This window comes from Microbacterium sp. 05N427 (assembly GCF_056397105.1).
The window spans coordinates 201,709-214,229 of the sequence record NZ_JBFTMT010000005.1; the positions used below are offsets into that span (position 1 = coordinate 201,709).

12 protein-coding genes and 1 tRNA gene are annotated in these 12,521 nt (G+C 71.3%); 4 read left to right on the forward strand and 9 right to left on the reverse strand.

The window, feature by feature from the left end; all coding sequences use genetic code 11:
• Nucleotides 1–66: 66 nt before the first annotated feature.
• Entirely contained in the window at nucleotides 67–762 is a 696-nt protein-coding gene (locus AC1DG4_RS06680; protein WP_477379671.1) for an ABC transporter ATP-binding protein, read from the reverse strand.
• Nucleotides 763–793: 31 nt separating this feature from the next.
• A complete protein-coding gene (locus tag AC1DG4_RS06685; RefSeq protein ID WP_477379673.1) occupies nucleotides 794–2,320 on the reverse strand; it encodes an ABC transporter permease in 1,527 nt (508 codons plus the stop codon).
• A gap of 212 nt (nucleotides 2,321–2,532) precedes the next feature.
• Between AC1DG4_RS06685 and AC1DG4_RS06690 the strand changes: the two genes are divergently transcribed.
• Together AC1DG4_RS06690 and AC1DG4_RS06695 are read left to right on the forward strand one after the other, a co-directional pair.
• Complete coding sequence (locus AC1DG4_RS06690; RefSeq protein ID WP_477379675.1) at nucleotides 2,533–3,267, forward strand: response regulator transcription factor; 735 nt, start codon at nucleotides 2,533–2,535, stop codon at nucleotides 3,265–3,267.
• Between the two features lie 27 nt (nucleotides 3,268–3,294).
• Nucleotides 3,295–5,010 (forward strand): sensor histidine kinase, encoded by a 1,716-nt coding sequence (locus AC1DG4_RS06695; RefSeq protein WP_477379677.1) that lies wholly within the window; start codon nucleotides 3,295–3,297, stop codon nucleotides 5,008–5,010.
• Nucleotides 5,011–5,045: 35 nt separating this feature from the next.
• Here the strand turns inward: AC1DG4_RS06695 and AC1DG4_RS06700 are convergent, their stop codons facing one another.
• The 6 genes from AC1DG4_RS06700 to AC1DG4_RS06725 form a co-directional block, all read right to left on the reverse strand.
• Nucleotides 5,046–6,572, reverse strand: coding sequence for an FAD-dependent oxidoreductase (locus AC1DG4_RS06700; RefSeq protein WP_477379679.1), 1,527 nt, complete (start codon nucleotides 6,570–6,572; stop codon nucleotides 5,046–5,048).
• Nucleotides 6,569–7,432 (reverse strand): FAD:protein FMN transferase, encoded by an 864-nt coding sequence (locus AC1DG4_RS06705; protein WP_477379681.1) that lies wholly within the window; start codon nucleotides 7,430–7,432, stop codon nucleotides 6,569–6,571. The genes AC1DG4_RS06700 and AC1DG4_RS06705 overlap by 4 nt, the downstream gene beginning before the upstream one ends.
• An 81-nt stretch (nucleotides 7,433–7,513) precedes the next feature.
• Complete coding sequence (locus AC1DG4_RS06710) at nucleotides 7,514–7,996, reverse strand: FMN-binding protein (RefSeq protein ID WP_477379683.1); 483 nt, start codon at nucleotides 7,994–7,996, stop codon at nucleotides 7,514–7,516.
• Between the two features lie 158 nt (nucleotides 7,997–8,154).
• Complete coding sequence (locus AC1DG4_RS06715; RefSeq protein WP_477421136.1) at nucleotides 8,155–9,192, reverse strand: ribose-phosphate diphosphokinase; 1,038 nt, start codon at nucleotides 9,190–9,192, stop codon at nucleotides 8,155–8,157.
• A 9-nt stretch (nucleotides 9,193–9,201) separates the two neighbouring features.
• Complete coding sequence (gene glmU, locus AC1DG4_RS06720) at nucleotides 9,202–10,632, reverse strand: bifunctional UDP-N-acetylglucosamine diphosphorylase/glucosamine-1-phosphate N-acetyltransferase GlmU (protein WP_477421137.1); 1,431 nt, start codon at nucleotides 10,630–10,632, stop codon at nucleotides 9,202–9,204.
• A gap of 1 nt (nucleotide 10,633) precedes the next feature.
• Nucleotides 10,634–10,705, reverse strand: a tRNA-Gln gene (locus tag AC1DG4_RS06725).
• Between the two features lie 113 nt (nucleotides 10,706–10,818).
• Here AC1DG4_RS06725 and AC1DG4_RS06730 point away from each other — a divergent pair.
• Nucleotides 10,819–11,286: a GNAT family N-acetyltransferase gene (locus tag AC1DG4_RS06730; RefSeq protein WP_477421138.1), complete on the forward strand. Its 468-nt coding sequence runs from the start codon at nucleotides 10,819–10,821 to the stop codon at nucleotides 11,284–11,286.
• A gap of 53 nt (nucleotides 11,287–11,339) precedes the next feature.
• Nucleotides 11,340–11,849, forward strand: coding sequence for a MarR family winged helix-turn-helix transcriptional regulator (locus tag AC1DG4_RS06735; protein ID WP_477379690.1), 510 nt, complete (start codon nucleotides 11,340–11,342; stop codon nucleotides 11,847–11,849).
• Between the two features lie 74 nt (nucleotides 11,850–11,923).
• Here the strand turns inward: AC1DG4_RS06735 and AC1DG4_RS06740 are convergent.
• The coding region (locus AC1DG4_RS06740; protein WP_477421139.1) for a zinc-binding dehydrogenase at nucleotides 11,924–12,521 on the reverse strand (598 nt) is incomplete at its 5' end.

Here is a 12,521-nt window from a genome sequence, read left to right on the forward strand (position 1 = left end):
CAGCGAGTCGTCCCCGTCAGCGGGCCCTCTGGGGTGCGCTGGCGGGGACGACTCGCAGATGGAGGGTCACACCTCGGTCAGGCTGCCGTTCTTGAGCCGCAGCCGACGGTGCGCGCGCTTCGCCACCGCCGAGTCGTGCGTGACCACGATCAGGGTCAGCCCCTCCGCGCAGAGCGACTCGAGCAGCACGAGGATCTCGTCCCGCATCTCCTCGTCGAGGTTGCCGGTGGGCTCGTCGGCGAGCAGCACGCGCGGCTTCTTCACGATCGCCCTGGCGATCGCGACCCGCTGCTGCTGGCCGCCGCTCAGTTCGCCCGGCAGATGGTCGCCGCGGTCGGCGAGACCCACGTGCGCGAGCGACTCTTCCACACGGGCGCGGCGCTCCTCGGCCGGAAGCTTCAGCGGCACCAACGCCATCGCCACGTTCTCCCTCGCGGTGAGCGTGGGGATGAGGTTGAAGCCCTGGAACACGAATCCGATCTCCTCGGCGCGCAACCGGCCGAGCTCCCGGTTCGATGCGGTGGACAGCTCGGTGCCGCCCAGCACGAGGGATCCGCCGGAGGGGCGGTCCAGGGCTCCGAGCAGCTGCAGCAGCGTGGACTTCCCTCCCCCCGTAGGGCCCTGGATGGTGACGAACTCGCCCGCTCTGATCTCGGCGGTCGCGCCGGTCAGCGCGGTGACCGTGCGCCCCTTCGTCCGGTAGGTGCGCGTGACGTCGGTCAGCCGGTACAGGGCCTGCGGCTCGGTCTCGATGATGCTCATGATGTCGTCTCTCCTGTTCGGGGTACGGATGTCAGGCGGCGGACCGCAGCGCTTCGGCGGGGCTCAGCCTGGCCGCCCGCCATCCGCCGATCGCTCCTGCGATGAGGCCGCCGAGGATCGCAAGCCCCACGGCCGCGACGAGGATCGTCACGCTGAGGGGCGCATGCAGCACGACCGCCTGCGCCGCCTGACCGACGCCCCGGAACGCTCCCCCGCCTCCGCCGCCCTGGAATGCTCCGCCCGCGGCTCCCGCACCGGCTTGTCCGGTTCCCGCACCCCCCGCGCCTCCGCCGCGCGTGAAGCCGGCGGCCGACGCGCCGGAGATCGTGGGCTGGACGAGGTTCACGACGAGGATTCCGACGAGGCCGAGCGCGAGTCCTGCCGCTCCCCCGATGAGCCCCTGGACGAGCGATTCGCCGGCCACCTGGCGGACGATCCGCCCATTGGACCAGCCGATCGCCTTGAGCGTGCCGAACTCCCGAGTGCGGCGGGCGACGCCGGAGAGTGTGAACAGCACCGCGAGGAGCACAGCGACCGCGAGCACGATGATGGACAGCCACGTGCCCAGGCCCTCGATCATCCCGGCCGCGCTCGCGAGGGATCCGGAGACGGTGGAGGCGAGATCAGCCTGCGAGCTCACGGTCGCGGTCGGAAGCGCCTTGACGAGCGCGGTCTGCACGGATGAGATATCGGCCGCTGAGGCCGCCTTCACATAGACGGTGGACACGACGTCGCCCGTGCCGGCGATCTTCTGCGCGGTGTCGAGCGGCAGGTACACGTTCGCGGCGGTGTCGGCGGAGTCGGACGACGAGGTGACGATCCCGACGATCTTGACCGTGGATCCGCCCACATCGATCGTGCCGCCGACGCTCAGGCTCTTCGAGGTGGCGTACGTGCTGTCCGCCAGGGCGACCAGTTGCCCCACATCGGCGGCGGCGAGCGCGCGTCCCGAGGAGACCTTCACCGACGACAGCGGCCCCACCGTCGTGCCCGCAGAGGGGTCGACCCCGAGCACCGAGAACGAATTGAGGCCGAACTTGCCGCCGCCGAACCGCGGCCGTTCGCCCGTGCCCTGGCCTTCGCCGGACTGGCCCGTGCCGGACTGCCCGGTGCCGGTGCCGCCTTGCGCCCCCTGCTGGGCGATCTGTCCGTCGAACGTGAGGTTGGTGAGGCTCAGCGCCCCCGTGGCCGCGGCGACGTTCCCGGTACTCGAGATCGTCTTCACCCCGGCCGCGTCGATCGTGCCCCGCGCCGGAGAGGCGCGCAGCACCGAGGTGTTCAGGGTGGTGCTGCCGTTGCTCGCGGTGGCGCCGCCGCCTGCGCCGAAGTCGAAGCGCTGCCCGGTGTCGCTGCCGCGCTGGGCCGGAGCGCCCGTGACGGTGAGGTCGGTGCCCACGCCGTAGACCCGCGCGAGGGCCTGCGTCTGCGCATCGCGCACGCCCGCCGCCAGCGCGTTGACGACGATCACCAGGGCGATCGCTATCGCGAGGCCCACGGCGACGATCACCGTCTGCTTCTTCCGTCCGGCCAGTTCCCGGCGCAGATACGTCCCGTACATGCTTCTCCTTCGGTCACGCTCGTGCTGGTGACGCTAGAAGTCGGTTCTGGGGCGCGATGATGGCGTTGCTATGCGCGCGCTAAGCACGTCGGGATCCCGAGCCGCCGAGAACGAGGGGCGCTCGACCGCGCAGGACAGGCCTGCGCTCCGCGAAAGAACGGAAATCTCAAAGCTCATAGACCGTTCATAGGAAACTGAGGAGAATAGATCCCATGAACGATCACGCCACTGAGCTGCGTCGCCCCGATGGCTCTCCCCTGCGGATCCTCGCGGTCGACGACGAGCCGATGCTCACCGACCTCCTCGCCATGGCCCTGCGGATGGAGGGATGGGAGGTGCGCACCGCCGGATCAGGACTCGAAGCACTGCAGGTCGCCCGCGACTTCGGCCCCGACGCCCTGGTCCTCGACGTCATGATGCCCGACCTGGACGGGCTCGGCGTCCTGAAGCGCCTGCGAGAGCAGGGCAACATGGTGCCCGTCGTGTTCCTCACCGCCAAGGATGCGGTGAGCGACCGGATCGCGGGCCTCACCGCCGGCGGCGACGACTACGTCACCAAGCCGTTCAGCCTGGAGGAGGTCATCGCGCGGCTGCGCGCCGTGATCCGCCGCTCCGGCGGCGCGACCACCGATGCCAGCGACTCGATCCTGCAGGTCGGCGACCTCACCCTCAACGAGGACAGCCACGAGGTGGTCCGCGCGGGCGACGAGATCGAGCTGACCGCGACGGAGTTCGAGCTGCTGCGCTTCCTCATGCGCAACGAGCGCCGCGTGCTGTCCAAGGCGCAGATCCTGGACCGCGTCTGGAGCTACGACTTCGGCGGCCGTTCGAGCGTCGTCGAGCTGTACATCTCCTACCTGCGCAAGAAGCTCGACGCCGGGCGCGAGGTGGCGCTGATCCACACCGTTCGCGGGGTCGGCTACATGATCAAGGCGCCGCAGCAGTAAGGCTGCCGCACCGAGCACGAAGAAGGCATGCCCTCGATGAATCCGTTCCGCACCCGCCCCAGGGGCCCGCTGTCCCTGCAGACACGGCTGATGGCGGCGGTGACCGGATTCGTGTCGCTCATCCTGGTGGTGATCGCGATCGCGACGAGCGTCGTGCTCGGCAACGTGCTCAACGGGCGCCTGCAGGACGAGCTGACTGCCGCCGCGAAAGGCATCGTGCCCATGGCCAACCAGCACGCGATGTTCGGGCACGTCCCCGCCGCGACCGACCTCGTCGTCGGGCAGACCGGCGTGCAGAACGGCGTCCTGGTGATGGTGGTCGAGCCGTCGGGCACCGCGACGGGCACCTTCGTCAGCGGAGGCGTCGCCCAGCCGCTCTCCCCGCTGCAGATGCAGCAGGTGGTGGCCGCGCTGAGCGACAAGAAGGCGGAGGTGGAGCTCGCAGGTCTCGGCCCGTACCAGCTCGTGCACCAGAGCATCCAGCGCGCGGACTCCCCGCAGTTCCAGCTGATCACCGGGCTCCCCCGCGCGTCCACCGAGGCGCAGATCACCACGCTGTTCTCCATGATCGCGCTCACCACGATCGGCGGGCTGATCCTGCTCGCGCTGTCCACGGCCATCACGATCAGGGTCGCCCTGCGCCCGCTCCGCGAGGTCGCCGCGACGGCGAACAGGGTCGCCAACCAGCCGCTGGACCGCGGCGACGTGTCGATCACGGAGCGCGTGCCCGCCGCCGAGGCGGATCCGCGCACCGAGACCGGACTCGTCGGATCCGCGCTGAACACCCTGCTCGATCACGTCGACGCCTCGCTCGCGGTGCGTCAGCGCAACGAGGACCGGATGCGGCAGTTCGTCGCCGATGCGAGCCACGAGCTGCGCACGCCGCTGTCCTCGATCCGCGGCTATTCGGAGCTGTCGCTGCGTGCGCTGTCGCGCTCCGATGCGCCGGAGGATCCGGCCACCGCCTCCGCACACACCGCCCTGGAGCGGATCCAGGCGCAGTCGCTGCGGATGACCAGCCTGGTCGAGGACCTGCTGCTGCTCGCGCGCCTGGAGGAGGGCAGGGAGCTCACGCTCTCCACCGTCGACCTGTCCCGGCTGGCGATCGAGGGCATCGAGGACGCCCGCCCGACCGCACCGGATCACGAGTGGGCGATCGACGTGCCGGAGGAGCCGGTCGAGCTCGTCGGCGACACCGGACGGCTGCAGCAGGTCGTCACGAACCTGCTCGCCAACGCCCGCACGCACACGCCGGCCGGCACGCACATCGCGATCGAGGTGGCCGAGGAGGGATCCGAGGTCGTGCTCCGGGTTCGCGATGACGGACCAGGGATCGACCCCGCGGTGCGCGATGAGCTGTTCAGCCGGTTCGCGCGGGGCGATCGCTCCCGCAACAGGGCGACCGGCGGGTCGGGCCTCGGCCTGTCGATCACCAAGGCGATCGTCGACGGCCACGGCGGCACGATCTCCGTGCAGAGCGAGCCGGGAGCGACGCTGTTCACGGTCCGCCTGCCGAAGGTCCCGCAGACGGTGGCCGGCACCGCCCCGACGCGCCCCGCCGGCACCGCGTCCACGGGACCTGCCGGCGCCGCTTCCACGCGTCGCGCCGGCGCCGATGCCCGCCGTCCGGATCACGCCGAGCGTCCGGCACCGCGGCCCCGGGACGAGAACGCGCAGCGCCGGACCGAGAACCGCGAAGACGCGGGCAGTCACCAGCTCGGCCGCAGTCTCGGCGGGCGCTGAGCAGACCTCGTCGCCGATACCCGGGGACGACCTGTTCAGTAGCCCGCGAAGGCGTCCGTCGTCACGCGCCGCGCACCGCGCAGTGCGGGGGCGAGTTCCGCGATGAGCCGCGGCGGACCGGAGATGTAGACGCGCCGCCGATCCAGGTCCGGCACCAGCGCGTGCAGCATCGCGGCGTCCAGCCGTGCGCCGCCCGCCCATTCCGCGCCCGTGGGCAGCTCCGCGGGGCGGTCGGGGGTGACGACCACGATCCGTGCACCGGACCCGCCGAGCTCGCGCAGGTACGCGCACTCCTCGGCCGAGGAGGCCACGAGCACGAGCACGGCGTCCGCCGCTTCGTGCGCACCGAGCTGCGCCACGAACGGCGTCACCCCGATCCCGGCGGCGATCAGCAGCACGGGCGCCTCCCGGGCGGGAAGCACGAAGTCGCCCCAGACCCCCGTCGCGGTGAGCACGTCGTCGGGCTGCACCGCGCCGAGCGCACGCTTGTAGCTCGACCCGCGCTCGAACTCGCGATAGGCGACGCGCACGAACGGCAGCTCCGCGGGCGTGGACACGATGCTGGACTCGCGGCGGGTGCCCCGGCTGTCGGGACGGCGGTGCGGCACCTGCAGCTCCAGGTATTGCCCCGGCACGAACCGGAACGGGCGCCGCACCCGGAAGGTGAGCTCGTGCACGGTCGGGGTGACGGGACGGCGGCGTACGAGCGAGAGCCTGATGCCCGCACGGGCGACGAGCACGGCCGCGAGGAGGTTTCCGACCAGCAGCGCCCGCTCCTGTCCGAGCGTGATGATCCCGAGGCTGATCGGCCAGCCGGCGAGCGCTCCCACGACCGCCGCGACGAGCAGCTGCTGCCACCGTCGGGACGGCATGGTCAGCGGCTCCGACAGCATGAAGGCGCCGAGGAACAGCACCGGCGACTGCAGCAGCACCGAGGTGAGCAGCGCCCCCGGCTCCACCGCGAGCCCTGCCGCGGCCGACTGCACCGAGAACCGCACGATCGACACGACGGCGTACACGATGACGAACAGCAGGACGACGCGGATCCGCTCGGTGCGCCAGAGCACGAACAGGCCCAGCACGATCACGGGGATCGCCATCGCCGGAGTGCCGACCCACCAGGCGGAGAACCCGAGGCCGGTGATCGTGAGCACGGTCGCGCCGACGGCGGCGGGATTGAGCAGGTGCCGCCCGCGCCACACGAGTGCGTACTTGGAGGCTGCCGCGACCACGCCCGCGAGCGCGATGCCGCCGATCTGGTCGGGATTCGCGCCCGGCTGCACCACGAACAGCAGGATGAGGGCCGTGATCAGCGAGGACTCGATGCGCCGCGGGACGTGCAGCAGCGCCTGGGCGACCGCATCCGTGCAGAGCGTCGCGAGCATCAGCACCGCCACCGTGGCGAGGATGTCCAGCGGCGTGGACGAGATCGCACCGACGGCCGAGAGGATCGCCGCGATCGCGGCGAGCGCGAGCAGGGCGTACAACGTGAGCCGGTACATCGACAGGCGCCCGAGCTGCGCGACCACGCGCTGCCGAGCGCCGATCAGCGTCGCGATCATGCGAACACCTCCATCCGGGTCCCTGTCGACCACTCGACCGCGCCATCCGTGGTCATCCGCACCCATTCCACACCGAACCGGGCCGCGAACGCGGCACCGCCGTCGAAGAACATCGCCGTGGCGGCCGCATCCGCGACCATCGCCTCCGTGCCGATCGCCCAGGTGGCCGCGATCGTGCGCACCGGCTCCCCCGTCCGCGCGTCCAGCACGTGGTGCAGCCCGCCGCGCTCCCCCGGCCATGCACGCCGGTTCACGGCCGATCCGCAGAGCGCGGCATCCGCCACCGTGGCGACGCCGATCGCGCGCGTCGCGTCGAACGGGTGCTCCAGCCCCACCCGGATCGGCGCCCCGCTCAGGCGCAGGTCGCCGCCGGCGTCGACCAGGCGCTCGACATGCCCCAGGGATCCGAGCAGGTCATGCACGACATCGACGAGGCGGCCCTTGCCGATCGCGCCCACATCGATGAGGGCCGGCGTGTGGAGCGCGAGGGCTCCGTCGTCCCAGGCGAGCTGGTCGGTCCAGTCGGCCGGCGCCGGACTCGCACCCCGATCGCGGAACGAGTACTGCGCGTCGTAGCCGAGCGCGGACAGACTGTCGCCGATGAGCGGCTGCACCGCGCCGCCGGTGGCGAGCGAGAGCTCCCGGTACAGCTCGAGCATGGCCACCGCATCCGGTGGCGTCGGCACCTCCTGCGGCTCCTCTGCGAGAGCCGTGACGAGCGAGTCGGCGCGGAACCGGGACCAGGTGTGGTCGAAGTCGTCGATCACATCGTGTACCGCGTCGCGTTCGCCCTCAGGAAGCGGGCCGGCCGTGCCGATCTCCCACACGGTGCCGATCGCCTCGAATCGCCACACCTCCATCAGCGCGCGCCTCCGGCCCGCGGTCGCCGCGGAGAGCGGAGAGGGTGCACGGACACGACGCGTCGCGGGCGGGGACCCACCCTAGCCCGCGGCTTCGGTGCGGATGGTGGCCAGCGCCTGGTTGAAGCCCTTGCTGGTCAGCGAGGATCCCGAGACGCGACTGACGGAGATCTCGTCGAGCTTCTTGCCGACCACCTGGGCGGAGATCCCGCCGATGAACTGCGCCTGGTAGTGCTTCGTCTCCGATGCCTGCGGGTCGCCGGTCACGTCGACCTTCGTGACGGTGTCGTCGGAGAGGGTGATCGAGACGGAGATCTTCTCGACGGTCTCCGGCGTCTGGTATGAGCCGTCGGCGGAGTAGGTGCCGTCCTTGTAGGTCGAACCGGCCCCGCTCGAAGAGCCGGCGCCCGTAGACGACGGCGACGCGTCCGCGCTCGTCTGCGGCGCAGGCGTTCCGGTCGTGGTCTCGGCGGACGACGACTCGGCCGCGCATCCCGCGAGCAGTAGTGTTCCGGCGATGCCGACGAGAGCGGATCCTTGACGGACCGAGGGCGAGAGCTTCATGGTTCCAGCTTCCGCAACCCTCCTGTGCGTCACCTTTGAGATGACGCGGTGCGTCGTGAACACGGGGTCAACCTGCAGGACGGCGCGGTCGCGGAGACGCGAGAGGCCGACCGGCGGGAGCCGGTCGGCCTCTCGGCGCGTATCAGGGGAAGCGCTGGTCAGGCCGCGCCGTCGAACATGCTCGTGACGGATCCGTCCTCGAACACCTGCTTGATCGCGGTGGCCAGCAGCGGAGCGATCGGCAGGATCAGCAGGCCGGGGAAGCGGCGCGACTCCGAGAGCGGGATCGTGTCGGTGACGACCACCTCGTCGATCGAGGAGTCCTGGAGCCGCTCGCTCGCCGGATCCGAGAAGATCGCGTGAGTCGCCGCAACGATCACCTTGCGGGCGCCGTTGGCCTTGAGCGCCTGCGCGGCCTTCACGATCGTCCCGCCGGTGTCGATCATGTCGTCGACCAGCAAGCAGGTGCGACCGTCCACCGCGCCGACGATCTCGTGCACGGAGACCTGGTTGGCGACCTTCGGGTCGCGGCGCTTGTGGATGATCGCGAGCGGCGCATCCAGGCTGTCCGACCAGGTGTCGGCGACGCGCACCCGGCCCATGTCCGGCGACACGATCGTGAGCGTCTCGCGGTCCTCGGCGCTCAGGGTCCGCACGAAGTGCTCCAGCAGCACGGGCTTCGCGAACAGGTGGTCGACGGGGCCGTCGAAGAAGCCCTGGATCTGCGCGGCGTGCAGGTCGACGCTCATCACGCGATCGGCGCCGGCGGTCTTCAGCAGGTCGGCGACGAGACGAGCGCTGATCGGCTCGCGGCCGCGGCCCTTCTTGTCCTGCCGGGAGTAGGGATAGTAGGGGGCGACGACGGTGATCCGCTTGGCCGAGGCCCGCTTGGCCGCGTCGAGCATGATGAGCAGCTCCATCAGCCACTCGTTCACCCCGGTGCCGAAGGACTGCACGATGAACAGATCGCAACCACGGATCGAGACCTCGAAGCGCGCGTAGAGCTCGCCCGACGCGAACGTGCGGTGCTCGACCGGGGCCAGCTCGGTGCCGAGCGCCTCCGCGACCGCGGCCGTCAGCGCGGGGTGCGACCGGCCGCTCGCGACGRCGAGTCGCTTCTTGGTCTTGGCGACGATGCCGGGCGCGATGTCATTGTCGCGATCCAGCTCGACCGTCGTGTTCTTCTTGCGCCCCATCGGACCCGCCTATTCCGCTGAATCTGCACGCACCGCAGCGTCCGCCGCGGCCGTGCCTGCTCTGTTCTTCTCGACCCACCCTGCGATGTTCCGCTGGGGTGCGACACTCATCGCGAGAGCACCGGCGGGGACGTCCTTGCGGACGAYGGCTCCGGCGCCGGTCTTCGCGCCGGGACCCAGCCTAACGGGCGCGACGAGCACCGTGTGCGAGCCGGTGTGCACCTCGTCCCCGATCTCGGTGTGGTGCTTGTTCACGTCGTCGTAGTTCGCCGTGATGGTGCCCGCGCCGAGGTTCACGCCGCGACCGACGGTCGCGTCGCCGACGTAGGAGAGATGGGGGACCTTGGAGTCGTCGCCGATCTGCGCGTTCTTGGTCTCGACGTACGCGCCGATCTTGCCGTCCGCGCCGAGCGTGGTGCCCGCGCGCAGGTACGAGAACGGGCCGACGGTCGCGCGGGCGCCGATCACGGCGAGCGTGGCCTCGGAGCGGCGGACCGTCGCGTCCTCGCCGACCTCGGTGCTGACGAGTGTCGTGTCGGGGCCGACGATCGCACCGCTCGCGACGGTGCTCGCCCGCAGGACGTGCGTGTTCGGCAGGATCGTGACGTCGGGCGCGAGCGTCACGTCGTCGTCGATCCAGGTGGTCGCAGGATCCTGGATCGTGACGCCCTCGCGCTGCCAGCGACGCACGATACGGTCGTTCAGGGTGCGTGCGGCCTCGGCGAGCTGGATCCGGTCGTTGATGCCGAACGTCGCGGCGGTGTCAGCGGCGATGGAGACGGCGACCTTCTCATCGGCGGCGCGCAGCAGGCCGATCACCGTGGTCAGGTACATCTCGCCCTGCGCGTTGTCCGTGGTGACCTTCGCGAGTTCCGCGCGCAGCAGGTCCGCACGGAAGACGTAAACGCCCGCGTTGATCTCGCGCGTGGCCTTCTCGGCCTCGTCCGCGTCCTTCTGCTCGACGATGCGGGCCACATCCCCTGACGCGTCGCGGATGATGCGGCCGTATCCGTTCGGGTCGTCGACGATCGCGCTCAGCACGGTCGCGGCGGCCGCAGCGGCGCGGTGCCCGTCGACGAGGTCCTGCAGCGTCTCCGCCTCGAGCAGCGGCACGTCGCCGGAGAGCACCAGCACGTCGCCGTCGAAGCCCTCGGGCAGCGCATCCAGCGCCACCTGCACTGCGCGGCCGGTGCCCGGGACGTCGTCCTGATCGACGATGACAGCCTCAGGGTGCTCGGCGGCGAGAGCGGCGACCACCTGGTCGCGCTCGTGGCGCACCACGACCTCGACCGTGTCGGCGCCCAGCTGCGCGGCTGTCGCCAGCACGTGGCCGACGAGGGTGCGGCCGGCGATCGGGTGCAGCACCTTGGGGAGGCGGGACTTCATGCGCGTCCCCTGACCTGCGGCCAGGACGACGATGGCGAGTGCGTTCTGCGTCATGCTCCGCCGCCAGGATTCGAACCTGGACCCCACAGCTCCAAAGGCTGGGGTGCTGCCGTTACACCACGGCGGACCGCGCCCGCCGTGTGCAGCGGTCACGCCTCAAGTCTGCCATGCGCGGCCTGTGTGATCGGGCCGGAACAGCGTTGCAACGTCCCCGCAACACGAGCGGGGCACGGTGGCAGCATGACGATCCTGATCGACCGCGTCTCCGCATCGCCCCCCGAGCTGGAGGCGTTCCTGGGCGCGCACCTCCTGGATATGCAGCCGACGGCGCCGGCGGAGAGCAGGCACGCGCTGGACATGACGAGGCTGCTCGCGCCGAGCGTGCGACTGTTCGCGGCGACGGCGGACGGCGACCTCGCGGGGACCGGCGCGCTGGCCGCCCTGGAACCGGGGCACGAGGAGCTGAAGTCGATGCGGACGGCGCCGGCGATGCGCGGCCGGGGCGTGGCGTCCGCGATGCTCGCCGCGCTCCTGGACGATGCCCGCAGCCGCGACGTCGAGCGGATCTCGCTGGAGACGGGGGCCTCGGACTTCTTCTGGCCCGCGCATCGGCTGTATGCGAAGGCCGRCTTCGACGAGTGCGAGCCGTTCGGATCGTACGTCGAGGATCCGCACAGCCTGTTCCTCACGATGCGGCTGACCACCTGAGCCGTCCCGTCGCACGGGCCGGCGCGCTCCGGCGCGCCCAGGATAATGAACGGATGAGCATCGGAGCGGATCACGCCGGCGACGAGGTCGACCGGATCGTCGCAGCGTGGAACACGCAGCGGCCGGACCTCGATTTCTCACCCCTCGAAGTGCTGTCCCGCGTGGACCGGCTCTCCCGGCTGCTGGACAGGGCCCGCCGCGACGTGTTCCGCCGCAGCGACCTCGAGCCGTGGGAGTGGGACGTGCTGTCCGCCTTGCGCCGAGCAGGAGCCCCGTTCCAGCTCAGCCCGAAGCAGCTGCTGCAGCAGACCTTCGTCTCTAGCGGGACCATGACGAACCGGATCGACCGGCTCGTGGGACGCCGCCTGGTGCGGCGGGAGGCGGATCCCGGCGACGGCCGCAGCGTGCAGGTGACCCTGACCGACGACGGCAGGGTGCGCGTGGACGCCGCGATCACGCGGCTCGTCGACGCCGAGGCGACGCTGCTCTCGGCACTCTCCCGCAGCGATCGCGAGCGCCTCGCCGTGCTGCTGCGCAAGCTCAGCCTGAGCGTCGACGTCTGACTGCTCCCGTCACGTGGCATAGGCCCTGGCGGATCCGGTCGCGCGCGCCGGCCGGCCGGGTCCGCCCGGCTCGCTCACCCCCGGGGATCGACGAGGACGACGACCTTGCCGGTCACGCGGCCGGTCTCGACGCGCTCCTGGGCGGCCGCGAGATCCGTCAGGTCGTACTCGGAGTCCAGCTGCACCGTGAGCCCTCCCGCGTCGGCGAGCGCCGCGATCTCCGCCAGGTGCGCACCGTCCGCCGCCACCAGGATCCGCTGCACGGGGTCGGCGCCCCACGCCCGGAGCTCGGCTTCCTGATCCGCGGTGAGCCCGGTGATCGTGATCACGGCGGTCCCCTCGGCGATCGAGCCGAGCGGCGGGAGCGCGTCGGAGACCGTGACGATGACGGCGTCCACGGGAGCGACCCCGGCGAGCGCGTCCTGGTCACGGTAGTCGATCACCTCGTCGGCGCCCCAGGCCGCGACCTTCGCGTGCTTCTGCGGGCTCGCGGTCGCGGTCACGTGCGCGCCGCGCGCCTTGGCGAGCTGCACGGCGAAATGGCCCACGCCGCCCGCCCCTCCGAGTACGAGCACACGGGCGCCGCCCGTGCCGATCGCGGCGGCGTCGAGCGCCTGCCAGGCGGTCAGCGCCGCGAGCGGCGCCGCGCCCGCCTGAGCGGGGCTCCACGCG